19 protein-coding genes are annotated in these 23,570 nt (G+C 71.8%); 9 read left to right on the top strand and 10 right to left on the bottom strand.

Annotated features, from left to right (window positions below):
• The first annotated feature begins 32 nt into the window (after positions 1-32).
• Together KAG51_RS00705 and KAG51_RS00700 are read left to right on the top strand one after the other, a co-directional pair.
• Positions 33-944, top strand: coding sequence for a mechanosensitive ion channel family protein (locus KAG51_RS00705; protein WP_290579589.1), 912 nt, complete (start codon positions 33-35; stop codon positions 942-944).
• A complete protein-coding gene (locus KAG51_RS00700; RefSeq protein WP_290579587.1) occupies positions 941-1,336 on the top strand; it encodes a globin in 396 nt (131 codons plus the stop codon). The genes KAG51_RS00705 and KAG51_RS00700 overlap by 4 nt, the downstream gene beginning before the upstream one ends.
• A 17-nt stretch (positions 1,337-1,353) precedes the next feature.
• On the opposite strand, the gene KAG51_RS00695 is transcribed toward KAG51_RS00700, so the two are convergent.
• The 3 genes from KAG51_RS00695 to KAG51_RS00685 are packed head-to-tail and all read right to left on the bottom strand — an operon-like array spanning position 1,354 to position 3,844.
• On the bottom strand, positions 1,354-2,076 hold the full coding sequence (locus KAG51_RS00695) for a thioesterase family protein (RefSeq protein WP_290579585.1): 723 nt from the start codon (positions 2,074-2,076) through the stop codon (positions 1,354-1,356).
• Between the two features lie 47 nt (positions 2,077-2,123).
• Positions 2,124-2,354, bottom strand: coding sequence for a biotin/lipoyl-binding carrier protein (locus KAG51_RS00690; RefSeq protein WP_290579583.1), 231 nt, complete (start codon positions 2,352-2,354; stop codon positions 2,124-2,126).
• Positions 2,351-3,844, bottom strand: a complete 1,494-nt coding sequence (locus KAG51_RS00685) for an acyl-CoA carboxylase subunit beta (RefSeq protein WP_290579581.1) — start codon at positions 3,842-3,844, stop codon at positions 2,351-2,353. Before KAG51_RS00685 ends, KAG51_RS00690 begins: the two co-directional genes overlap by 4 nt.
• A gap of 205 nt (positions 3,845-4,049) precedes the next feature.
• Here KAG51_RS00685 and KAG51_RS00680 point away from each other — a divergent pair, with 205 nt between their 5' ends.
• The 4 genes from KAG51_RS00680 to KAG51_RS00665 all read left to right on the top strand — a co-directional run bounded on the left by KAG51_RS00680 (position 4,050) and on the right by KAG51_RS00665 (position 7,627).
• On the top strand, positions 4,050-4,805 hold the full coding sequence (locus KAG51_RS00680) for an SDR family oxidoreductase (RefSeq protein WP_290579579.1): 756 nt from the start codon (positions 4,050-4,052) through the stop codon (positions 4,803-4,805).
• Positions 4,806-4,810: 5 nt separating this feature from the next.
• Entirely contained in the window at positions 4,811-5,848 is a 1,038-nt protein-coding gene (locus KAG51_RS00675) for a phosphotransferase family protein (protein ID WP_290579578.1), read from the top strand.
• Positions 5,849-5,851: 3 nt separating this feature from the next.
• On the top strand, positions 5,852-6,466 hold the full coding sequence (locus KAG51_RS00670) for a TetR/AcrR family transcriptional regulator (protein WP_290579576.1): 615 nt from the start codon (positions 5,852-5,854) through the stop codon (positions 6,464-6,466).
• Between the two features lie 180 nt (positions 6,467-6,646).
• Positions 6,647-7,627, top strand: a complete 981-nt coding sequence (locus KAG51_RS00665) for a hypothetical protein (RefSeq protein WP_290579574.1) — start codon at positions 6,647-6,649, stop codon at positions 7,625-7,627.
• Positions 7,628-7,720: 93 nt separating this feature from the next.
• On the opposite strand, the gene KAG51_RS00660 is transcribed toward KAG51_RS00665, so the two are convergent.
• The 5 genes from KAG51_RS00660 to KAG51_RS00640 form a co-directional block, all read right to left on the bottom strand.
• Positions 7,721-8,122: a holo-ACP synthase gene (locus KAG51_RS00660; protein WP_290579572.1), complete on the bottom strand. Its 402-nt coding sequence runs from the start codon at positions 8,120-8,122 to the stop codon at positions 7,721-7,723.
• Between the two features lie 10 nt (positions 8,123-8,132).
• The gene (locus KAG51_RS00655; protein ID WP_290579570.1) at positions 8,133-17,261 is read right to left on the bottom strand and encodes a type I polyketide synthase; all 9,129 of its coding nucleotides are present in this window, start codon (positions 17,259-17,261) and stop codon (positions 8,133-8,135) included.
• A 193-nt stretch (positions 17,262-17,454) separates the two neighbouring features.
• A complete protein-coding gene (locus KAG51_RS00650; RefSeq protein ID WP_290579568.1) occupies positions 17,455-18,222 on the bottom strand; it encodes an SDR family oxidoreductase in 768 nt (255 codons plus the stop codon).
• Positions 18,219-19,436, bottom strand: a complete 1,218-nt coding sequence (locus tag KAG51_RS00645) for an acetyl-CoA C-acetyltransferase (RefSeq protein WP_290579566.1) — start codon at positions 19,434-19,436, stop codon at positions 18,219-18,221. The genes KAG51_RS00650 and KAG51_RS00645 overlap by 4 nt, the downstream gene beginning before the upstream one ends.
• Before the next feature lie 64 nt (positions 19,437-19,500).
• Positions 19,501-20,646 carry an acyl-CoA dehydrogenase family protein gene (locus KAG51_RS00640; RefSeq protein ID WP_290579564.1) on the bottom strand — a complete coding sequence of 382 codons (1,146 nt, stop codon included), beginning with the start codon at positions 20,644-20,646 and terminating at the stop codon, positions 19,501-19,503.
• Positions 20,647-20,796: 150 nt separating this feature from the next.
• Between KAG51_RS00640 and KAG51_RS00635 the strand changes: the two genes are divergently transcribed.
• On the top strand, positions 20,797-21,375 hold the full coding sequence (locus KAG51_RS00635) for a TetR/AcrR family transcriptional regulator (RefSeq protein ID WP_290579561.1): 579 nt from the start codon (positions 20,797-20,799) through the stop codon (positions 21,373-21,375).
• A 6-nt stretch (positions 21,376-21,381) separates the two neighbouring features.
• Here the strand turns inward: KAG51_RS00635 and KAG51_RS00630 are convergent, their stop codons facing one another.
• Entirely contained in the window at positions 21,382-21,921 is a 540-nt protein-coding gene (locus tag KAG51_RS00630) for a YceI family protein (protein ID WP_290579559.1), read from the bottom strand.
• Between the two features lie 98 nt (positions 21,922-22,019).
• On the opposite strand from KAG51_RS00630, the gene KAG51_RS00625 reads away from it, so the two are divergent.
• A complete protein-coding gene (locus KAG51_RS00625) occupies positions 22,020-22,505 on the top strand; it encodes a MarR family transcriptional regulator (RefSeq protein WP_290579557.1) in 486 nt (161 codons plus the stop codon).
• A 321-nt stretch (positions 22,506-22,826) separates the two neighbouring features.
• Here KAG51_RS00625 and KAG51_RS00620 read toward each other — a convergent pair whose 3' ends face one another.
• On the bottom strand, positions 22,827-23,312 hold the full coding sequence (locus KAG51_RS00620; protein WP_290579555.1) for a hypothetical protein: 486 nt from the start codon (positions 23,310-23,312) through the stop codon (positions 22,827-22,829).
• A 27-nt stretch (positions 23,313-23,339) separates the two neighbouring features.
• Between KAG51_RS00620 and KAG51_RS00615 the strand changes: the two genes are divergently transcribed.
• Positions 23,340-23,540, top strand: coding sequence for a DUF559 domain-containing protein (locus tag KAG51_RS00615; protein ID WP_290579553.1), 201 nt, complete (start codon positions 23,340-23,342; stop codon positions 23,538-23,540).
• Positions 23,541-23,570 lie beyond the last annotated feature (30 nt).

Genomic DNA, 23,570 nt, shown 5'->3' with positions numbered 1-23,570 from the left:
ACCTCATCGTACCGGCCCGTACGCTGGACGACATGCCGGACCTCGACCTGTCGTTGCCCGACGGAAAGCTCTACGAGTACCTCGTGGAACGCCCGACGGGCGTCCTCGTCATCATCGTCGTCGCACTGATCATCCGCTGGCTCGCCAAGCGGTTCATCGCACGCATCGTCCGTCGTGCCAGCCGCGGCGCGGTGCCGAGCGTGCTGGCGAACTCCAAGGCTGGCGAGCTGCTGGCCGACCTGCGACCGGGCGCCTCCGCGCGACGCCAACAACGCGCGTCCGCCATGGGCGACCTGCTCAGCTCGATCGCCACGATCACCATCGTCGCCATCGCCTTCGTCATGGTGCTCGACCAGGTCGGCGTCAACATCGCCCCGCTCCTGACCGGCGCCGGCATCCTCGGCGTGGCGCTCGGCTTCGGTGCGCAGACGCTCGTCAAGGACTTCCTGGCCGGCATCTTCCTGATCATGGAGGACCAGTTCGGCGTCGGCGACTTCGTCGACACCGGCGAGGCCAGCGGCACGGTCGAGGCGGTCGGCCTGCGCATCACGCGACTGCGCGACGTCAACGGCACGGTCTGGTACGTGCGCAACGGCGAGATCGTGCGCATCGGCAACCAGTCGCAGAACTGGGCCCGCACGGTCCTGGACGTCACGGTCACCTACGACGCCGACCTCGCCCACGTGCAGGAGGTGCTCGCCGAGGTGGCGCACACGCTGTACGAGGAGCCGGCCCTGCGCGGGGTCATCATCGAGGAGCCGGAGGTCTGGGGCGTCGAGCGCTTCGACAAGGACGGTGCCGTGGTGCGCGTCGTGCTGAAGACCGCGCCGCTCGAGCAGTGGACCGTCGCCCGCACGATGCGCGAGCGCATCAAGGCCGCCTTCGACGAGGCCGGCATCCGGATCCCGTCCTCCATCCTCGCCACCGCCCCGGAGCCAGAGTGACCACACCACCCGAGTCCGAGATCAGCTTCTACGACGAGATCGGCGGGCGCGCCACGATCGCCCGGATCGTGCATGTCTTCTACGAGGGCGTGGCCGCCGATCCGGTGCTGCGACCGATGTACCCCGAGGCCGACCTCGGTCCCGCCGAGGAGCGGTTCACTCAGTTCCTCGAGCAGTACTGGGGCGGACCCACCACCTACAGCGAGCAGCGAGGCCACCCGCGCCTGCGCATGCGTCACGCGCCGTTCGCCGTCACCGACGAGGCCCGCGAGCGGTGGCTCGGCCACTTCCGCGCCGGCCTCGACGAGGCCCGGCTGACCCCCGAGCAGGACGCCCGCTTCTGGAGCTACGCCCAGCACGCGGCCCAGTTCATGGTGAACACGCCGGGCTGATCCCCGGCCGCGGGCCCTCAGGCAGACGCGAGGCGCTTCAGATAGGCCCGCTCGGCCTCGGTCAACGACCGGGCCTTCTGCGTCTGGACGTCGAAGGCGACGAGCACGGCCGTGTTGCGGGCCAGCACGGTCTCGCCGTCGCGCCACTCACTGGCCAGCGTGAACGACTTGTCACCGATCCTCTCCAGGCCCACGACGACGTCCCACGGCGCTGGACGCCAGACGACCGGCGGCCCGTACTCGACACCCACGTGGGCCACGACGACGCTCCCGATCTCACGAGACTCTCCGGACCGACCGGCCATCCAGATGACACGAGTCTCCTGGAAGTACTCGAAGATCCGCACCGCGTCGACGTGCCCCGCGCCGTCGACGTCGCCGCGCCGCCCCCGGAACGGCACCACCGTGCCCTCCACCTGGGGAGCGCCGAGGTCGACGGGGGTGCCGAGACGGGTGGTCAGTCGGGCGAACACGACGCGTTCACCGTCGGACTCGTGCGAGATCTCCTGGGTCAGCACCGCGCCGTCGAGCCGCTGGTCGACCACGACGGCTCGCCGCGAGAGCGGCATCGGTCGCGCGAACTCGATCTCGACACCGACCGGCGCGAGCCCCTCGTCGAGCACACCGTCCTCGACGAGGGCCGCCCGCGCCTCGGCCGCGTACTCGAGGTACACCACGTTGTTGACGTGGTTGAGCTGATCGAGATCGGCCCAACGCATGGGAAGCCGGTAGCGCGTCATCGGGGGATCATCTCAGCGCCCGATCCCGGGCGCGGGGCACGGGGTCCTCAGGCGCCGACCGTCGGGTCGATCTCGACCACGACGTCACCCTCCTGGACGATCTGGCCCTGCTCGACGCAGATGCGCACGACATGGCCGGTCGAGGGAGCCGTGACCGGGATCTCCATCTTCATGGACTCCAGGATCGCGAGCTCGTCCCCCGCCGCGACGGGGTCGCCCTCGCGCACCACGATCTTCCAGACGTTCGCGACGATCTCGGCGCGCGCCGCGGTCGTCATGCGGGGTCCGCGCAGAGCATGCGAAGCGCGTCGGACAGGCGGCTGCGCGTCTCCTCGGGCACGATGACGTCGTCGACGATCCCCGACTCGGCCGCGACGTACGGGCGCGCGACCTCCTCGCGGTACTGCGCCGCGAGCTCGTCGCGCAGCGCGACGGGGTCGTCGGCGGCCGCGAGGGCGCGGCGGTGCAGCAGCGTCACGGCGCCACCGGGACCCATGACGGCGATCTCGGCGTTGGACCAGGCCCACTGGAAGTCCGCTCCGAGCGACTTCGCGCCCATGGCGATGTAGGCGCCCCCGTAAGCCTTGCGGACCACCACGGTCAGCACGGGCGCAGGCGACTCGATGTAGGCCTTGAGCAGCTTCGCCCCATGGGTGATCACGCCGCGCCCCTCCTCGACCGTGCCCGGGAGGAAGCCCGGCACGTCGACGAAGGTCAGGACCGGGAGTCCGAAGCGACCGCAGAACTCGACGAAGCGGGCCGCCTTGACCGAGGCCTTCGCGTCGAGGATGCCCCCGCGGGCACCCGGCTGGTTCGCGATGATGCCGACCGGCCTGCCGTCGAGGCGACCGAGGACGGTCAGGACGCTCGGCGCGTGGCCGGGCATGAGCTCGAGCCGCTCACCCGCGTCGAGCACGCCGTCGAGCACGCGGTTCATGTCGAACACGACGCTCGCCTTCTCCGGCACGACGAAGGGCAGGGACTCGACTGCGACCGGATCGGGCTCGACCGGCGCCACGACGGGCATCGGCGCGCCCACGTGCGAGGGCAGGAACGACAGCAGACGACGCGTCTCGGCGAGCGCCGCGTCCTCGTCCTCCACCTCCAGGTGGGCGACACCGGACGTGACGGTGTGCAGCTGCGAGCCGCCGATCTCGTCGGCGGTGGCGTCCTCGCCCGTCGCGGCCTTCACGATGTCCGGACCGGTCAGGAACATGTGACCGTGGCCCTTGACCATGATCGTCCAGTCGGTCAGCGCCGGCGAGTACGCCGCGGCACCGGCACAGGGGCCGAGGATCACGGAGATCTGCGGCACGCGGCGCTGCGCCAGGACGTTGAGCGTGAAGATCCCCCCGCAGCCGTGGAGCGCGAAGATCCCGTCCGGCACGCGGGCTCCGCCGGAGTCGTTCAGGTAGACGATCGGGAATCCCCGGTCGATCGCGAGCTGCTGGGCCTTCTGCACCGCGTCGGCGAACACCGCGCCGATGGCGCCCGAGGCGACCGCGGCGTCGTGGGCGATCACCACGGCATGACGCCCGTCGACGCGCCCCCAGCCGGTCAGGACGCCCGTGCCCTTGCCGTCGGCCGTGCGCAACGGACCGATCTCGACGAAGGACCCTGCGTCGACCAGGAGCTCGACGCGCTCCCGAGCGGTGTGCTGGCGGGCGCCACGGGGCTCCACGCGCGCCAGGCGGTCACGGCGACGCTGCGTCAGGGCCGACCGGTGGGCGGACGCGTCGAGTGCTGCGAGATCGAGCTGAGTCACCATGCCTCCAAAACATGAGGGTTTCCTCAAGTAAACCACAACATGAGGCATTCCTCATGTTTGCGGCGGGACGATTTCTCGATCGTGGCGAGCATCACGCCACCCCTCCCCCCGCGCCGCGGCGATGCGCTACGGTGCAGGGAGCCCGACTAAGCGAGCGCTTACCGGGCCCCGTGACCCCCACTTCCCGCACCTCTGAGGAGAACTCGTGACCGAGACCCGCACCGCGATCGTGACCGGCGCCGCTCAGGGCATCGGCGCAGCGACGGCCCAGCGCCTCGCCGCCGACGGCCTGCAGGTGGCCGTCCTGGACCTCGACGCCGACCGGACCCAGCCCGTCGTCGACGCCATCACCGCCGCCGGCGGCAAGGCCCTCGCGGTCGGCGCCGACGTCGCCGACCCGGCCAGCGTGGACGCGGCCGTCACGAAGATCGCCGAGGAGCTCGGCGCGCCGACCGTCGTGGTCAACAACGCCGGCATCATCCGCGACAACCTGCTGTTCAAGATGACCGTCGAGGACTGGGACTCGGTCATGGCCGTGCACCTGCGCGGCGCGTTCAACACCGTCAAGGCGGCGCAGAAGTACATGACCGAGGCCAAGTTCGGTCGTGTCGTCAACCTGTCCTCCACCTCGGCCCAGGGCAACCGCGGCCAGGCCAACTACTCCGCCGCCAAGGCCGGCCTGCAGGGCTACACCAAGACCCTCGCGATCGAGCTCGGCAAGTACGGCGTCACGGCCAACGCCGTCGCTCCGGGCTTCATCCAGACCGACATGACCGCGGCTACCGCCGAGCGCATCGGCGTGCCCTTCGACGACTTCATCAAGTTCAGCGCCGAGCAGATCCCGGTGGCCCGCGTCGGCCAGCCCGAGGACATCGCGCACACCGTGTCGTTCCTGGTGAGCGAGGGTGCCGGGTTCGTCTCGGGCCAGGTCATCTACGTCGCCGGCGGACCGAAGGACTGACGGCCATGAATGACCGCGCTCAGGTCGACGGACTCGATCTGGACGCCGTCGGTGGCTGGCTCGCGCGGGAGGTGCCCGGCCTCCTGGGCGAGCCGCTCACGGCTTCGTTGATCACCGGCGGCAAGTCGAACCTGACGTACCGCGTGACCGACGGCGCGACCGAGGTCGTCGTGCGCCGCCCGCCGCTGGGTCACGTGCTGGCCACGGCCCACGACATGGGCCGCGAGTACCGCGTCATGAAGGCGCTGGCCGACACCGCGGTGCCCGTGCCGGTCGTGCACGCGCACTGCGACGACGCCGCCGTGACGGGGGCCCCGTTCTACGTCATGGCGTCGGTGCCGGGCACTCCGTACTCCCGTGCCGCCCAGCTCGAGGAGATCGGCGCCGACCGCACGCGGGCGATCGCCGATCGTCTGGTCGACACGCTCGTGGACCTGCACGCGGTGGACCCCGCGTCGGTCGGTCTGGCCGACTTCGGTCGTCCCGACGGCTACCTCGAGCGCCAGCTGCGCCGGTGGCGCAAGCAGCTCGACTCCTCACGCAGCCGCGACATCCCCGGGATCGACGAGCTCGCGACCCAGCTCGAGCGCCAGCTGCCGACGCACTCGGAGGGCACGATCGTCCACGGCGACTACCGCCTCGACAACGCCCTGGTCGACTCCACGCCCGACGGGCGCGACCGCATCACGGCGGTGCTCGACTGGGAGATGAGCACGCTCGGCGACCCCCTGACCGACGTCGCCCTGATGCTGGCCTACCAGCAGATGGCCATGTCCGGGGGCGGCGCGGCCGTGACCGACGCGCCGCTCGCCGCGGGCTACCCCACGCGGGACGAGATCCTGCAGCGGTACGCGGCGACGTCAGGCCGCGACCTGGGCGCGATGGGTTTCCACATCGGGCTGGCGTTCTTCAAGCTCGCCGTGATCCTCGAGGGCATCCACTACCGCCACAGCCACGGCCAGACCGTGGGTGGCGGCTTCGACGGGCTCGGCGACGCTGTCGTCGTTCTGGTCGCCGCCGGGCTGGAGGCCACTAGGGTGTGACGCGTGACGGTCGAGATCCTCGAGCCACGCAAGCGCCCGACGCAGGAGCGGAGCCAGAAGAAGTTCGATCTTCTTCTGGCAGTTTCGCGTGAGCTCCTGCTGGAGGTCGGGTTCGAGTCGTTCACGTGCGAGGAGGTCGCCCAGCGCGCCGAGCTGCCGATCGGGACGCTGTACCAGTTCTTCGCGAACAAGTACGTCATCGTGTGCGAGCTCGACCGCCAGGACGCCGTGGCGGTCAAGTCCGAGCTGGAGGCCTTCGCCGGCCAGATCCCCACGCTCGACTGGCTGCGCTTCCTCGACCGCCTGATCGACCACATCGCCGCGCTGTGGGTCGCCGACCCGTCGCGTCGCGCGGTCTGGCACGCCGTGCAGGCCACGCCCGCCACCCGCGCGACGGCCGCGGTCACCGAGCGCGACCTCGCCGCCTCCGTCGCCCACGCGCTCGCCCCCCTGACCCCGGGCACCCCCCGCGAGCGCCGCCGCATCGTCGCCGAGGTCCTGGTTCACGTGACCTACTCGATGCTCAACTTCTCGATCCGCGACGGCCAGGCCCACGCCGAGGCCGTCATCGAGCTCAAGCGCCTCCTCGCCGCGTACCTCCTCGCCGCCGAGGCCTGACCCCGCTGCCCGCCTGCGCCGAGTTACGGAGTCCACTCCGCAACTCGTGACCTCGCACGGCACACGTCCCGTGCGAAGTCACGAGTCTCCGTGCGGAGTGCCATCGTCCCCAAGCCGGCCGCGTCCACAGGCGCTGCCGCGGGTCGCCCCCTGCGGTCCAGGCTTGGCGATCCTGGCGCGATGGACGATCTCGGACACCTGTTCCACGCCGTCGGCGGTTCTCTCGAGCGGCACGAGCTGCACGACCTCGGCTGGACCGACACGGCCTTGCGGCGTGCGCTGCGTGACGGCGACATCACCCGTGTCCGCTACGGAACCTATGCGCACGGCCCGACCTGGCGAGCCTCGTCATCCGTCGAGCGCCACCAGATCCTCGCCCGCGCGGTGCTCGCCAAGCTCGGACGGCACGTCTACGCGTCGCACCACTCCGCCGCCGCCCTGCACGGGCTCGACCTGTGGGGCGTCGACCTGGCCGAGGTGCAGGTCGGACGGCTCGATGGTCGCTCGGGCCGCCTCGACGCCGGCGTGCGGTTCCACTGCGGCGAGATCGACGACGCCGACCTCGTCGAGATCGACGGAATCCTGGTGTCCTCCCCCGCCCGCGCCGCGGTGGAGACCGCGCTGGCCGGCACCACCGCGACGGGTGCCGTCACGTTCACGTCGGCCATGCGCGACGCCGGCGTGCCCGAGGCGGAGATCGCCGAGCTGATCACGGCGGTCGAACGGTGGCCCGGCGCGGTCTCCGCCACTCGCGCGGCCCACCTCGCCGATCCCCGTCTCGAGTCGGTCGGCGAGGTGCGTTCGATGTGCTTCTTCGCCGCGCACGCCATTGCCCTGCCCGAGCTGCAGCACGAGCTCCGCGACGCATCCGGTCTCGTGATCGCCCGGTCGGACTTCTGGTGGGAGCTGTTCTGTCACGTCGGCGAGTTCGACGGCCTGGTGAAGTACGGCCGCCTCAACCCCTACGCCACCGACGTCGGCCAGGTGCTGGTCGACGAGAAGCGTCGCGAAGACGCGATCCGGCAGCGGGCCAACGGTGTCACGCGCTGGACGTGGCAGGACCTGGATCCCTCGCACGAGCGAGGACTCGCGGCCCGTGTCCGCGCGGACCTCGCGCGGTCAGCCCGGTTCGTCCGCCGCGTCATCGACCTCGGCGCCTGACTCAGCACGGCAGGTCGGGACTTCGCACGGCACACGTCCCGTGCGAAGTCCCCAGTTACGGAGTCAACTCCGTAACTCGTGCCCGGGCGGGGGTCAGCGGGTGAGGGTGACGTAGGCGGTCGCGTACTCGGCGTCGTGGGACAGGCTGAGGTGCCAGTGGAGGTCGGGGCCGACGGAGGAGGCGACGGCGGTCGCGACGTCGCCGAGGAGACGGACGGCGGGGCGGTTCCAGGCGTCGGAGACGACCTCGATCCGCCGGTGCACGCCCTCGGGCAGCCCCGGCGGGGAGCCGAACAGCGCGGCCGACCAGGCCTTCACGACCGCCTCCTTCGCCGCCCACCGGGCCGCGAGGGAGGCATCGGGATCGGCCCGCTCGGCCGCATCGGCCCGCTCCCCCGGCGTGAACGCCTCCGCGAACCGCGTGCCGGGCTGCGCCAGCTGGGCGGCGAACGACGGCACGTGGACGAGGTCGACGCCCACACCGAGGACGGTCATCGAGGAACGCTCACGAGCACCCCGGCCCCGCGTAGACGTCACCGACCAGCCGGGCATCCGGATCCTGCAGCAGGGCCGCCTCGCGCGCCTTCACGCCCGAGGCCCCGAGCCGCCGGTCGGCCGGGCGCTGGTAGGCCGGCTGACCCCCGTGCATGATCTCGGCCAGCCGGCGCCGACCCGCGGTCCGCCGCGCCTCGGCGCGCCCCAGGTACTCGACCCGCTGCTCGGCCGGCACCGTCGCCAGGAAGGCGGCCGGGTGCGCCAGCGCGATGAGCCCGGCCACGTGCCCGAAGCCCAGGCTCGTGACGAGCCCCGCCCGCAGGCCCGACGTCGCCAGCGGACGACGCAGCCAGACCAGGTGCTCGTGCTCGGCGAGCACGTCGTCGACACAGTCCAGGCTCCGGTTCGGCGGCAGCGTGCCCGACTCCAGGACCTGGCAGAGTCCGATGAGCTGGAACGCCGCGGCCCCACCCTTGGCGTGGCCGGTCAGCGACTTCTGCGACACGACGTACAGCGGTCGGCCCTCGGCGCGCCCCAGCGCGGCGGCGATGCGCTCGTGCAGGTCGGACTCGTTCGGGTCGTTGGCGTTCGTCGAGGTGTCGTGCTTCGACACCACCGCGACGTCGTCGTGGGTCAGGCCGAGGGCGGCGAGCCCCCGACCGAGCGGCGACCGCTCCCCACCGAGGCTCGCGGCCAGGGCCCCGATGCCCGGTGCCGGGATCGACGTGTGGACCCCGTCGGCGAACGAGCCCGCGTACGCCACGACACCCAGGACCGGCAGACCGGCCGCGAGCGCCACGTCACCGCGGGCCAGCAGGATCGTGCCGCCGCCTTGCGACTCCACGAACCCGCCGCGACGGCGGTCGTTGGCCCGGCTGAGGTACCGGTCCTGCAGGCCCTTGGCCCGCATCGCCTCGGTGTCGGCCGTGGCCGACATGTCCGCGAAGCCGATGATGCCCTCGGCGCTGAGGTCGTCGAAGCCGCCGGCCACGACGAACTCGGCCTTGCCGAGGCGGATCTTGTCGACGCCCTCCTCGACCGAGATCGCGGTCGTGGCGCAGGCCGCGACGGGGTGCACCATGGCGCCGTACGACCCGACGTACGACTGCACGACGTGCGCCGCGATGACGTTGGGCAGCGCCTCCTGCAGGATGTCGTTGGCCTTGGCCTCCCCGAGCAGCGTGTCGACGTAGAGCGACTGCATCGAGGACATGCCGCCCATGCCGGTGCCCTGCGTGTTGGCCACGAGGGCCGGGTGGACCCAGCGCATGAGCTCGGACGGGTCGAACCCGCTCGACAGGAACGCGTCGACGGTGCAGACGAGGTTCCACAGTGCGACCCGGTCGACGGACTCGACCATCTCGGCCGGGACGCCCCACACGGTGGGGTCGAACCCGGTCGGGATCTGGCCACCCACGGTCCGCGTCAGCTTCATGCGGCGCGGCACCCGGATCTCGGTTCCCGCGAGGCGGGTCACCGTCCAGTCGCCGTCCGCACCTTCGGTGATGCGCGTGTGCTCCGCGTCGGCGGCCTTCATGGCCTCCGCCTCGGTGCGCGTGCCGACCGTGAACGTGAGGTCCTGGTCGAGGAAGACGCTCGCGAGCAGCGGGACCGTGTGATCGGTGATCGTCTGGTCGTCGCCGTAGCTGCGCACGCCGACCCGCTCCCGCACGACGTCGTGGTACCGCTCGACCAGGTCGGCCTCGTCCACGTCCTCGTCGGTCTCGGTGTCGACCCAGCTGCCGTTCTCCCACCGGATCAGGCCGGTGCTCCAGGCGATCTCGGCGACCCCGGCGGCGGACAGGCGGTCCTCCACCTCGGCTTCGAACCGCGTGCGCGAGGAACCGTACGGGCCGAGCTCGCCGGCGCCGACGATGACCACGAGGTCCTCCGGGCTCGCCGAGACCTCAGGCCACGAGGGTGCCTCGGCGACCTGCCGCGAGGCGGTCGGCGCCGGGGCGAGGGCCTTGATCGTCGCGACCTCGGGCTCGGCCTCGCCCGCAGGCCGTCCGAGCGAGGCGGCCAGACCCGGCAGGTCGATGTCGGCGCCGGCCAGGCCGCCGGTGAGGTCGCGCTCGAGCGGTGCCGAGAGCGCCTCGTCACGGGCCCGCGGCGTGCACGACTCGAGCAGCGCGGCGGCCATCTCGTCGGTCGCCCAGGTGCGGATCCCTCGCGCCTCGACGGCCTCGACGAGCGGGTCGTTGCCGCCCATCAGGCCCGTGCCGCGCACCCAGCCGATCAGGGCGTGCACGAGGGTCACGCGCTGCGACCACCGCTTCTCGACGCGCCACTTGGCCACGATCGCGTCGAGCGCGGCCTTGGCCTCGCCGTACGCGCCGTCGCCGCCGAACGTGCCGCGGTTGGGCGAGCCCGGGAGCACGACGTGGAGGCGAGAGGCGATGTCGTGCCCACGGCCCTGGAGCGCGAACGCCCCGATGAGCCGCTCGACCGACCACACGAGGATGCGCATGTCGATCTCGTTCGACGGTCCGGCGTCGGCCAGGTCGCCGCGCACCGGGCCGGCCGCGAAGGGCAGCAGAAGCGTGGGCGTCAGGGCCGGCTTGACGACCGTCGAGACCGGGCCCGAGGTGTCGACCTGCTCGCTGACGACCCACGACGCGAGGGCGTCGACGTCGACGAACGAGGCCAGGTTGGCCGGCACGACCCACAGGGTCGCGCCGCCGCGGGCGTGCGTGCGGTACAGGTCGCGGAACGCCGCGAGACGCGACGGACCGAGCGACGACGTGGTCGCCACGACCGTGGCGCCACCGGCGAGCAGCTCACCGACGACGGCAGCGGCGATCGAACCCGGGCTCGCCCCGGTCACGACCGCGACCTCGTCGGCCCAGGGGCCGGTGGAGGTGTCGGTCGCGTCGGCAGCGATCTGCTCGAAGCGGGTCGCGAGGGCCGGGTCGGAGACGGAACCGGCCCAGAAGCGTGCCTGGCGGGCGACGACCTCCCCGGTGCCGGTGAAGCTCCCTCGGACGTCGTCGCCGTGGGCGATGCGCGCAAGGTCCTCGCGGGCCGAGGCCCAGCGGTCGTCGAGCAGCAGAGCGCGACGGGAGTCGAACGCGGGGGCCACGCGCTGCGCCCAGTCGGGGCCGAGCTCGGTCGAGACCAGCTCCAGCACGGCGGCGTCGTCGGCGTCGGCCTCGCTGACCGCCGCAGTGTCCGCGACGTCAGCCAGCCCGAGCCGGTCGAGCACGATGCGGGCGGCCGATGCGAGCGCGCCGTCCGGCCCCGCGATGTGGGCCGTGAGCTCGCCGAGCGCCTCGACGTCGACGGTGCCACCGCTGCCACCGCCCGTGCTCGGCATCTGCACCGTCGTGCCGTTCGAGGCGGCGACCGCCGCGACGGCCGTGTCGATGGCCGCGTCGAGGTCGCTGGCGGAGCCGATCGTCAGCTCACCGAGCTGGCCACCGCGCACGCTGGCACCCTCGCGGGTGTCGAGCGCGACGCGCACCAGCACGTGCTGCGCCCACCCGGCGCCCAGGCCCCAGGTCTGTGTGACACGGTCGGTGATGGCGCCGGGACGCTTGCCGGTCGGGCCGAGCACCTTCTTGAGGTGGTCGCCGATCGCGGCCGACAGGACCGGGCCGAGCGGCTTGTAGCCCCGGGCCAGGCCGTCGACCTGCGCGCCCAGCGTCACGATGTCGGCCTCGGCCGCACCGTCGATCGCCCCCAGCGAGAGCTCCCCGCCGAGGTCGAGCAGCAGCTGGTTGCGGCGTGAGGACGCGCCGTCGCACAGCGACTCGATCGTGTCGGCGGCGCCGATCTGCTCGGGCCGCAGCTTGGTCCACCAGGCGATCAGCACCGACGTGGCGTCCGATGCCGCGAACGGCAGGTCGGCGGCCGTCTGCTCGGACGGACCCCCCGACGCGGCCGGCGCGGGTGCGGCCGGCGCGGCATCGCTCGACGTCGTCTCGGTGGGCTCGTCGTCGACCACGTCGACGTCCGGGACCTCCTCGTCGGTCGAGAACACGACGGCCGCGTCGCGCTCGACGTTGAGCACCTGCACGGTGTCGCGACGGCGCGTGTGCGAACCGACCGGCAGCTTCAGCGTCGAGGCCGCCAGGTTGGCGATCGTCGGCGACTGGCCGACCCCGATCTCCACGAGGCGCTCGACCCCCAGGCCGCCCTCGCCGAGCGGGGCGAACAGCAGGTCCTGCGTCTCGATCCAGCGGACCGGGCTCGCGAACTGCCAGGCGAGCAGCTCGATCAGCAGCGTGCGGCACAGGGCACCCGGACGGGCGCTCCACTGCTCGAAGTCCGCCAGCACGCCGCGCAGGACGCCGATGCCCCGACCCTCCGGGTCGACCAGCTCGGCGACCTCGGTCACGTAGCCACGATCGAGCGTGAACGGGCGCGGCACGAGGTTCGGCACGTAGCGTCCGATCAGGACATCGGGGTCGATCTCCGCGGGCAGCAGCTCGTCGAGCCGCGCCCGGAAGTCGTCGACGCCGCCGTGCAGGACGCGCGAGTGGAAGGGCACGTCGATGCCGGGCACCAGGATGAACGCGCCCTTGCCCCCGAACCGCTCACGCCGCTCGGCGATGTCGGCCTCGAGCGCCTTGAGACCCCGGACGCTGCCGGCGAGCGCGTACTGCGAGTCGCGCAGGTTCAGGTTGACGATCTGCAGGAACTCCCCGGTGCGCTCGGAGAGCTCGTCCACGTAGGCCCCGACGGTCGAGTCGTCCAGGCCGATCTGCGACGGACGGATCGCGGCGAGGCGATAGTCGCTGCGTCCCTCGGCGTCACGCTCGACGAGCGTGTGCATGACCGAGCCACGCTGGAACACGACCTCCACGACGGCCTCGAGCGGGATGACGCCGGAGACCGCGGCGAGCGCGTTGTACTCACCGACCGAGTGGCCGGCCAGCACGGCGCCCTCCACGAAGGCTCCCGTCTCCCGGAGCTCTGCGGTCTGCGCCGACCCGAGCACCGCCATCGCGACCTGCGTGAACTGGGTCAGGAACAGGACGCCGTCGGGGTGGCGGTGCGTGACGCCGTTCGCGACGAGCACGGTCGGGTTGTCACGCACGACCGTCAGGATCGAGAAGCCGAGCACCTGGCGGGTGTGCGCGTCGGCGCGGTCCCAGACGTCGCGCGCGGCGGCCGAGCGCTGGTAGCCGTCCATGCCCATGCCCGCGTGCTGGATGCCCTGACCCGGGAAGACGTACGCGGTGCGCGGGGCGACGGCCCGGGCCGTGGCCGACATCGCGAGCTCACCGTCGCTGCGGACCGTGACCTCGAGGACCTCGGCCCCCTGGTCGAGGGCGACCCGCTCGACGCGGACGTCGAGATCGGCGCCCGGGCGGACCGGGCTCAGGAAGCGGGCGGTCCAGCCCTCGAGCCGGCGGCCCACCGCACGCTGCGCGAGTGCGGAGATCCACATGCCGTGGACGATCGGCGAGCCGAGACCGGCCAGCCGGGCGGCGGCGCTGCTGGTGTGGATCGGGTTGTGGTCGCCGGAGACCGCGGCGAACGCCCGCATGTCGACCGGGGCGCCGACGCGGACCTTGGCCCGGGTGCGTCGCGGGGTGTCGCGCGGGTCCACGAGGACGCCTCCGCCGCGACGGGGGTCGGTCAGGGATCCGGCACCGGCCCTGCCGCGGATCGCGAGGCGCTCGCGGAGGGTCGCGACGGTGCTGCCGCCGGTCGTGACGTCGACGTCGATCGTGACGACGCGACCGACCTCGGTGTCCTCCACGCCCTCGAGACGGGCCTCGATGCGCAGCTCGGCGCCCTCGGCCGGAGCCTCGTGGACGGCGATCGCGTGGTCGAGGTGCACCAGGTCGAGCGCGCCCTCGACGACGGGCAGCCCGGTCGCGGTGGTCGCGGCGGTGAGCTCGGCGAAAACGGCCGGCCAGGCCAGGCCGACGAGCACGTCGGGCACGAAGTCCTCGGTCAGCGGGTCGGTGCCGGTGACCGCCGGCGTCGTGACGCCCGCGTGATCAGCGACCAGGTCCCACGACCAGGCGTGGACGAGGGAGTCCACGCCCGATCGCGGGAGGACGCCACCGGCGGCCCCGCGCAGCAGCTCGCTCATGGCGGCTGCGGCGGCGGCGACCTCGACGACCGGCGCTGCGCCGAGGGCGGCACCTGCCGGGACGTCGATCGGCAGCTCCACCGCACGACCGTCGCCGACCGGAACCGTCAGGACCACGTGGTCCTCGTGCTCCAGGAGGGTGGCGCCGGTCGGCGTGTGGTCGGCTCGGGTGTCCGTCGTGACGGTCCACCCCTCCCCGAGACGGTGCACCGGGTTGATCACGGTGCGGCCGGCCCACAGGACGTCGTGGGCGGCGAGCACGAGGCCCAGCACACCCGGGGCCCGGTCGTCGCGGCGGCGACCCGGGACACGGCAGGTCGACCGGCCGGCGGCCAGGAGACCGTCGATCGTCTCGTCCTCGAAGCGCTGCAGCAGCTCGGCGACGGGCTCGTCAGCGCGGGTGATGCCGCGCACCGAGACGGGTCCGGGGATCACGCAGACGGCGTCCGCGCCGTAGCGCGCGTCGTGCGCCTGCCACAGGGAGTCCGAGCGCCACCACCGGCGGACGTCGGCGTCGATGACGGGCACGAACGTGACGGGCTTGCCAGGACGGCGGCACACCGCCAGGAAGAAGCTGACGTCGGCGGGGTGCAGCACGACGTCGTCGAGGGTGGGGTGCTCGGTCCGCAGCGTCGCCAGGGCCTCGGCCGGTGACACGACGTCGGCCGCGCTCGCGAACAGCGTCGGGACGTCGCCGTGGTCGGCGTCGGCCAGGCGCGCCTCGGCGCGGTGCACGAGCTCCAGGAAGCGGTCCCGGAACGAGACGTCGAGCCAGGCCTCGGCGCCCTCGTCGGTGCGCACGGTCGTCAGAGCCGCGAAGCGTTCCAGGAGCGCGCCGTACGACATGTGCGCCACGTCGCCGAAGTACGGCTTCGCGGTCGCGTCGAGCGCCGCGACGATCTCGTCGTGACGCGCCGCCACGGCGTCGGCGTCACCGGCGACCTCGTCGAGCAGGCGACCCGTCCGCGAGGCGGTGTTGTCGATCTCGTGGATGTCGGCGCCGAGCTGGCTGCGGCCGGAGGACATGCCACGGACGGCCTGGCCGGCCCCGATCCAGGCCGCAGTGCCCGGGGTGTCGACGAGCAGCTGCTTGACCTGCGGCGAGGTCGTGGCCTCGGCGGTCGCCATCGCGGCGGTGCCGATCAGGACGCCGTCGACCGGCATGAGCGGCAGGTCGTGACGACGTGCCCACTCCCCGGTCAGGTACGACGAGGCCGCCTCGGGGGTGCCGATGCCGCCTCCGACGCAGACCACGACACCGGGCGTGGCCCGCAGGTCGGCGTAGGTCGCGACGAGCAGGTCGTCGAGGTCCTCCCACGAGTGGTGCCCGCCGGCCTGGCCCCCCTCGATCTGGATGATCAGGCTGGTGCCGTCGAGCTCGGTGTCGGCCAGGGCCTTCGCGATGTCGAGGACCTGACGGATCTGGCGGACCGTGCCGGGCTTGAACACGACGTGCTCGATGCCGACCTCGTGCAGGTCGCGGACCAGCGCGACGGCCTCGTCGAGCTCGGGCACGCCCGCCGTCACGATGACGGCGTCGATCGGCGAGCCGGCGGCGCGCGCCCGCTGGACGAGTCGCTGCTGCCCCAGCTGCAGCTTCCACAGGTAGGGGTCGAGCAGGAGCGAGTTGAACTGGAAGCTGCGCCCCGGCTCGAGCAGGCCGTCGAGCTCGGCCATGCGGTCGCGGAAGATCTCCGCCGTGACCTGGCCGCCGCCGGCGAGCTCAGCCCAGAAGCCGGCGTTCGCGGCAGCGGCGACGATCGCCGCGTCGACGGTCGTCGGGGTCATGCCGGCGAGCAGGATGGGCGACTTGCCGGTCAGGCGGGTGAATGCCGTCTCGAGCCGCACGGAGCCGTCGGGCAGGTGCACGACGGTCGGCAGGTGGCTCGACCAGGGGGTCGGGCGCGTGGGAGCAGCGCCGGGGACGGTGAGCTCGCGGCGACCGCGGCGGGTCGTGACGGTGACGACGCCGACGCCCCGCGGGGTGACCTCGTCGGCCGTGACGGTCGCTGCGAGGGCCGCGGGACCGAGGTCGAGGAGCCAGTCGACTCCCGTCGCGAGCACGTCGTCGAGCTGCGCGACCCAGTCGACCGGGTCGATGAAGGAGGTCCGGGCGAGATCCCGGGCCCACGCGGCGTCGAGGCCCAGCGTCGAGGCCCAGCCGGCCACGAGATCTGCGGCCTCGGCCAGGTCGGGATGATGGAAGGCGACCGCCGCGCCGAGCGGCTCGACGACGGGAGCGAACACGGCCCCGCCCGTGAGCTTCTTGTCGCGGGCGTCCTTCTCGGCGGCCGAGCGGCGCTCGAAGGCCGCCAGCACGGCGGCGAGATCGGCGGACGGGCCGGCGAGCACGACCGAGCGACGACCGTTGCGCAGGCCGCGCACCGCGCGCGTCCCCGGCAGACCCTCGAGGACCTCGTCGACCGCGCCGAGCTCGACGTCGCGCACCGAGACCATGACGGGCGCGTCGGCCGAGCCGGTCAGGCCGCGGCGGCGGGCCACCAGCTGCGTCGCGACACCGCACAGGCGGGCGACCAGCAGGACGTCGGCCTCGTCACGACCCCGCAGGACCTCGACCGCCAGCGCGCCCTGTGAGTGACCTGCGGCGGCACGGGCACCGTGCTCGCCGCCGGGCGTCGGGTCCAGTCCCCAGCCGCGCAGGGCCCGCAGCGCGGCGATCTGGGTCAACGCGATGCCAGGCACCGAGAGCGCAGGCACCGCGAGATCGCCCTCGGACGGGACGGCCGGGGCCTCCGCGTCGTCGTCGCTGTCGACCGACTCCCCGGCCGCCAGGACATCGGCCCAGGCCAGCGGGGTGAATCGCGCGTCGACCCGGGCGAGCTCGCCCGCGACGGGCGCCAGGCGCAGCTCGACGCTCTCGAGGAGCTCCGCGAGCTCGGCGCCCGTCCCATGGTCGCGGACCAGTGCGGCGAGCGTCGGCAGCCAGGCGATGCCCTGACCGCCGAAGACCACGCCGTAGCGGTCGGTACCGGCGCGCAGGTCGTCGAGCAGCGCGCGGACCCGGCCGGGCTGATCGAGGACCGAAGCGCGGTCGTGGACGGGCGGAACAGGCGTGTCGAACGTCGTCACAGAGAAACCCCTCAGGTGCGGTGTGCCCCCATCCTCTCAAGAACGTGAGGGATTCCTCAAGTTTTTCATGAGGGATTCCTCATGTTTCTCGTCACGTGGACAGTCCACTGCTCCACCGCGGCTTCCCGCAGACGCGCCGACGGGCGCCGACCCGTCCTGGATCGGCGCCCGTCGGGCCGTGACACGAAGTGGTTCAGACGCCGCCGGTGAGCAGCAGCCCGCCGTCGATCGAGACCGTCTGGCCGGTGATCCAGCTGGCCTCGTCGCTCAGCAGGAACGACACGAGCGAGCCGATGTCCTCGGGCTCGCCCAGGCGCTTGAGCGGGTACGGCGCCGACACCTCGTCCTCGCGGCCCTCGTAGAGGGCCCCCGCGAACTTGGTCTTGACGACCGCCGGGGCGACGGCGTTGACCCGGATGTTCGGGCCCAGCTCTACGGCCAGCTCCTCGGTCACGTGGATCAACGCGGCCTTGGAGGCGCCGTACGTCCCGATGTTCGGTGCCGGGCGGCGACCCGCGACCGAGGCGATGTTGACGATCGAGCCGCCGTTCGCCTCGAACGAGGCCCGGTAGACCTTCTGCGCCCACCCGATCGCCGCGACGACGTTGGTCGCGAAGATCTTGTTCGCCGCCTCCAGGTCGATGTCGATCATGCGGCCGTACGCCGGGTTGATGCCGGTGTTGTTGACGAGGTGGTCCAGACCACCGAAGGCCTCGAGCGCCACCGCCACGACCTCGCTCTGGTGCGCGTCGTCGCCCGCGTTGCCCGCCACCCAGCGAGCCGTGTCCGGCCCGCCCAGTGCCGTGGCGGCCTCCTCGAGCGCCTCGGGCTTGCGCGCCGTGATGACGACCCGCCCGCCCTCGGCGACGATGCGCTCGGCAACCGCGAACCCGATGCCACGGCTCGCACCGGTGACGATCGCGACCTTTCCGGCGTGCCGAGCTCCGGAGGGGGCGCTCACGAGAGGCGCTCCAGCACCATGGCCATGCCCATGCCGCCACCGACGCACATCGACTCGACGCCGAACTGCTTGTCGTGGTGCTGCAGGGAGTTGATCAGGGTGCTGGTGATGCGGGCGCCCGTCATGCCGAACGGGTGACCGACCGCGATCGCCCCGCCGTTGACGTTGAGCTTGTCGAGCGGGATGCCGAGCGTCTTGGCCGAGCCCCAGGCCTGGACCGCGAAGGCCTCGTTGATCTCGTACAGGTCGATGTCGTCGATGCCCATGCCGGCGTTCTTGAGCGCGGCCGGGATGGCCTCGACCGGACCGAGCCCCATGATCTCGGGCGAGAGGCCCGTGACCGCCGTCGAGACGATGCGCGCCAGCGGGGTCAGGCCGAGCTCCTTGGCCTTGGTGTCGCTCATGATGACGACCGCGGCAGCGCCGTCGTTGAGCGGGCAGGCGTTGCCGGCCGTGACGGTACCGTCGGGGCGGAAGACCGGCTTGAGCCCGCTGACGGCCTCGAGCGTGACCCCGGCACGAGGGCCGTCGTCAGTGGAGACGACGGTGCCGTCCGGAAGGGTGACGGGCGTGATGTCCTTGGCCCAGAAGCCGTTGGCGATGGCCGCCTCGGCGAGGTTCTGGCTCCGCACGCCGAACTCGTCCTGCTCCTGGCGGCTCATGCCGAGGTGCTGGGCGACGTTCTCGGCCGTCTGGCCCATCGCGATGTACAGATCGGGCAGCTCACCGGACTCGCGCGGATCGGTCCAGGTGTCGGCGCCGCCCTCGGCGCGCTGGGCGGTGCGGGCGATCGCGTCGGCGAACAGCGGGTTCTCCGAACCGGGCAGGTCGGCGAAGCCGTTCATGAACCGGCTGACGGTCTCGACACCGCCGGAGAGGAACACGTCGCCCTCGCCGGCCTTGATCGCGTGGAACGCCATGCGGGTCGTCTGCAGCGACGAGGAGCAGTAGCGGTTGACCGTGACGCCGGGCAGGTGGTCCAGCCCCGAGAGCACGGCGACGGCGCGCGCGATGTTGTGTCCGCCCTCGCCGGCCGGCTGGCCGATGCCGAGGTGCAGGTCGGTGATGTCCTTCGGGTCGAGCGCCTCGACCTTCGCGAGCGCGGCCTGGACCATCGCGGCGGCCAGGTCGTCGGGCCGCATGTCCTTGAGCGATCCCTTGTTGGCGCGACCGATCGGCGAGCGGGCGGTCGAGACGATGACGGCTTCGGGCATGGTGTTCTCCTCGGGTCGAGCGGGGTGGGATGTCGTGCGGTCCAGCAGGGCTGACGGTCGGGGCTCAGAAGCCCAGGTCGCGGCCGATGAGCTCCTTCATGATCTCGTTCGAGCCGGCCCAGATCCGCGTCACGCGGGCGTCACGCCACGCGCGGGCCACGCGGTACTCGTTCATGAAGCCGTAGCCGCCGTGGATCTGGACGCAGTGGTCCAGGACCTTGTTCTGCACGTCGGACGTGTACCACTTGGCCTTGGCGGCGTCGATCGCGCTGAAGCGACCCTCGGCATGGGCCACGACGGCCTGGTCGACGTAGGCCTCGGCGACCTCGATCTGCGTCACGAGCTCGGCGATGAGGAACTTGTTCCACTGGAAGCTGCCGATCGAGGCGCCGAACGCCTTGCGCTCGTGGGCGTACTGGATCGTCTCGGCCAGGATCTGCTTGGCGTGCGCGACATTGGAGATCGCACAGCTCAGGCGCTCCTGCGGCAGCTTCTGCATCATGTGGATGAAGCCGCCGTCGAGCTCGCCGACGATGCGGTCGTCGCCGACGCGGACGTTCTCGAAGAACAGTTCGGCCGTGTCGGACTCCGTCTGGCCGACCTTGTCGAGCTTGCGGCCACGGCTGAAGCCCTCGTCGCCCGCCTCGATCGCGAACAGCGTGATGCCCTTGGCACCCTTCTCGGGCGAGGTGCGCACGGCGGTCAGGACCAGGTCGGCGCTGTAGCCGTTCGTGATGAAGGTCTTGGACCCGTTGATGACCCAGCCGTCGCCGTCGCGCACGGCCGTGGTCTTGAGGGCGGCCAGGTCCGAGCCGCCGCCCGGCTCGGTCATGCCGATCGCGAGCAGGATCTCGCCGGACACGACCCCAGGGAGCCAGCGCTCCTTCTGCTCCTGCGTGCCGAGGGCCACGAGGTACGGCGCCGTGATGTCGGCGTGGATGCCGACGCAGGACGCGAGCGCCGCACTGACCTTGCTGAGCTCCTCGGCCAGGACGGCGTTGAAGCGGAAGTCCTCCGCGCCGGCGCCACCGAACTCCTCGGGGACCTCCAGGCCCAGCAGACCGAGCTCGCCGGCGCGGAGCCAGAAGTCCCGCGGGAGCGACTTGTCCTCGATGTACTGCTCGATGTGCGGCGCGACCTTCTTGGCCAGGAATGCGGCACAGCTCTCGCGGAAGGCCTCGTGGTCGTCGGTGTAGATGGTGCGGTCCATGGGAGCCTCTCGGGGCGGAGGGGATTCGTGGGCGAGGCGCTCATTCGGTCGGTCTCGGTTACCGCCGAGTCACTAAGCGCTTGCTTAGCATGCCACCGCTGGTCCATGCTGTCCACCACGCCCCACCCCCTCACCGGGAGAGGACCTGCCATGACCACCACCGCCCGCGACCGGCTGCTCGACGCCGCCGTCGAGGCGTTCGCCGAGCACGGCTTCGGCGGCACGACGACGCGCGACATCGCCGCGCGGGCGCACATGAGCCCGGCGGCGGTCTACGTGCACCACGCGACGAAGGAAGAGCTGCTGTTCGCGATCTCCCTGCGCGGCCACGAGCACGCGCTGGAGGTCCTGGCGAACGCCGCCTCCACGAGCGACTCCCCCGTCGAGCAGATCGCGGCGATGGTGCAGGCCTTCAGCGAGTGGCACGCCCGCAACAGCCGGATCGGCCGGGTCGTGCAGTACGAGTTCGGCGCGCTCTCAGCCGAGCACCGCGCGATCATCGCCGACCTGCGGCGACGCATGGAGCACCACCTGCAGGACGCCCTCGTCGCGGGGGTCGACGAGGGCGTCCTGGAGGTGACCGACGTGCGGGGCACGGCGCGTGCCGTGCTGAGCCTCAGCGTCGATCTGGTGCGGTGGTTCGAGCCCGGGGGCGCTCACACCGCGGCCGAGCTGGGGCGCCTGCACGCCGACCTCGCGGTCCGCATGCTGCGCCCCGGCCCGGCGTAGGCGGGATCAGGCCTGGAGCACGGCCTCGGCGTTGATCGTCAGCGAGATCTTGTCGCCGATCATGGCCTTGTCGGCGCCGGCCACGGGGATGTTGAAGTCGATGCCGAACTCCTTGCGGCTGATCTCGCCCGTGGCCTCGACCCCGACGCGCGTGCCGCCCCACGGGTCGCCGCCCTCGCCGAGGAACTCGACCTGGAGCTCGAGGGGCTTGGTGACGCCGCGGATCGTGAGGTCGCCGTTCACGACGAACTCGGAGTCGCTCTTCTGCGTGACGCCGTTGGTCGCGAACGTCATCGCGGGGTGCGTCTCGACGTCGAAGAAGTCGCTGCTGCGCAGGTGGGCGTCGCGATCGGCGGTGCCGGTGTTGATCGAGCTGAGGTCGACCTCGACGGTGACCTTCGAGTCGGTGACGTCCTCGGCCGTGACGAGGGTGCCCTCGAACGTGCCGAACGTGCCGCGCACCTTGCTCATCAGGTGACGGACCGAGAAGCCGATCTCGGTGTGGGTGGGGTCGAGGTTCCAGGTACCCGGGGTGACGATGCTCATGACTGCTCCTGCGTGGTCTGTGGTTGAGTGTTCAACAAGAGAGACGATATCATGTAATTGACGCTTCAACAACCTCCGTTCTCCGTTAGGATGCCGCCATGGACACGATCACCGACACGCCGTGGCTCACCGAGCCCGAGCAGCGCGTCTGGCGGTCGTTCCTCGGGGCGACGACGCTCCTGATGGACCGGCTCGACCGCGACCTGCGCACGGCGCACGACCTCTCGATGCCCGAGTACGAGATCCTCGTCCGCCTCTCGGAGGCGCCCGACCGCTCCATCCGCATGGCCACCCTGGCCGCGCAGGTCGCGCACTCGCGCAGCCGGGTCACGCACACGATCTCGCGCCTGGAGCGCAAGGGCATCGTGCGACGCACCCAGGCGGTCGGCGACGGACGCGGCGTCTCGGCCGTGCTGACCGACCACGGCTTCTCCGTGCTCGAGCAGGCGGCCCACACCCACGTGCGCGGCGTCCACGCGCACCTGGTCGAGCACGCCTCGCCGGCCGAGTTCGACGTCCTCGGCCGCGTCATGCAGCGGGTCGTCGACGAGCTCGACGACCAAGGCTCTTGCCCCGCCCCCTGACCCACCGCCACCCTGGGTGACCGCCTCCCCCAGATTTGCGCCGAGTTGTGCACTTTTCCACTCGCGAAACCGCACAACTCAGCGCACGACGTTATCCACAGCCGGGCTGAATCCCCAGGGGACTGGCGGGCGCTCCCGTGTGGCCGACAACGGCGACACCGTCGAGGGATGCACCCCATACCCGAGACACTTCACGGTCGCCCCTTCACGCGCCAGGAGGCGCTCAGGCTCGGCCTCAGTGACGGTTCGCTGCGGGGCCGCCGGTTCGTTCGACTTCACGAAGGCGTCTACCGCACCGCACAGACCGAGCCGACGCTCGAGCTACGACTTCAGGCCGCCCGACTCACCCTTCCGGAGCATGTCGCCGTCAGCCACATCACCAGTCTTCGGCTTCGAGGATTCGTCGTCGGGCCACTTCTCCCCCTGCACTTCGCGACCTGTCACCCCCACCAGCACCGCGACCCGGCAATCGCCGTCCACCGTTACCGCCACGAGTTCGCCGTCGACGTGCTGAACGGCTTCATCATCACCCCGCCATCGCGGACCTTCGTCGACCTCGGCACCCAGCTCGACGACCGCCGACTGCTCCGAGTGGGCGACTGGATGGTCGCGCACGGGCTCATCGGACTCGACGAGCTGCGTGACTTCTGCACGGAATCGCACCTCGACGGCGTCAGACGCGCGCGGCGCGTGGCGAAGCAGGTCAGGGAACACGTCGGTTCGGTCCGTGAGTCCGATCTCCGGTGGGCAATCCGACGCGGTGGCCTGCCCGAGCCGGAGGTGAACGTCGACATCCTCGACGAGCATGGTCGCTGGCTCGCGCGAGGTGACCTGGTGTATTTCCGCCAGAAGGTCCTCGTCGAGTACGACGGCTGGCAGCACGACCGCGACGCCAAGCAGCGGCAGTGGGACCACATCAGGCGGGAGCAGCTCGAGGCAGCCGGCTGGCGAGTCATCGTCGTCACCAGCATCGACATGGACAAGCCCCACCTCGTCATCGCCCGGATCCGTCAGGCCCTCGACACCCGGGCCTGATCAAGAAATGCGCCGAGTTGTGCGATTCCA

Origin of the sequence: Aeromicrobium sp. (genome assembly GCF_023146395.1) — a bacterium.
GTDB lineage: Bacteria > Actinomycetota > Actinomycetes > Propionibacteriales > Nocardioidaceae > Aeromicrobium.
Note: the sequence above shows the minus strand (reverse complement) of the source record. Positions and strands in the feature narration are given on the sequence as shown.

Coding starts and splice junctions, on each gene's coding strand:
- KAG51_RS00705 (WP_290579589.1), top strand. CDS start 33: ATGCCGGACCTCGACCTGTCGTTGCCCGACGGAAAGCTCTACGAGTAC.
- KAG51_RS00695 (WP_290579585.1), bottom strand. CDS start 2,076: ATGACGCGCTACCGGCTTCCCATGCGTTGGGCCGATCTCGATCAGCTC.
- KAG51_RS00690 (WP_290579583.1), bottom strand. CDS start 2,354: ATGACGACCGCGGCGCGCGCCGAGATCGTCGCGAACGTCTGGAAGATC.
- KAG51_RS00685 (WP_290579581.1), bottom strand. CDS start 3,844: ATGGTGACTCAGCTCGATCTCGCAGCACTCGACGCGTCCGCCCACCGG.
- KAG51_RS00675 (WP_290579578.1), top strand. CDS start 4,811: ATGAATGACCGCGCTCAGGTCGACGGACTCGATCTGGACGCCGTCGGT.
- KAG51_RS00665 (WP_290579574.1), top strand. CDS start 6,647: ATGGACGATCTCGGACACCTGTTCCACGCCGTCGGCGGTTCTCTCGAG.
- KAG51_RS00660 (WP_290579572.1), bottom strand. CDS start 8,122: ATGACCGTCCTCGGTGTGGGCGTCGACCTCGTCCACGTGCCGTCGTTC.
- KAG51_RS00645 (WP_290579566.1), bottom strand. CDS start 19,436: ATGCCCGAAGCCGTCATCGTCTCGACCGCCCGCTCGCCGATCGGTCGC.
- KAG51_RS00640 (WP_290579564.1), bottom strand. CDS start 20,646: ATGGACCGCACCATCTACACCGACGACCACGAGGCCTTCCGCGAGAGC.
- KAG51_RS00635 (WP_290579561.1), top strand. CDS start 20,797: ATGACCACCACCGCCCGCGACCGGCTGCTCGACGCCGCCGTCGAGGCG.
- KAG51_RS00630 (WP_290579559.1), bottom strand. CDS start 21,921: ATGAGCATCGTCACCCCGGGTACCTGGAACCTCGACCCCACCCACACC.
- KAG51_RS00625 (WP_290579557.1), top strand. CDS start 22,020: ATGGACACGATCACCGACACGCCGTGGCTCACCGAGCCCGAGCAGCGC.
- KAG51_RS00620 (WP_290579555.1), bottom strand. CDS start 23,312: ATGCTCGTCGAGGATGTCGACGTTCACCTCCGGCTCGGGCAGGCCACC.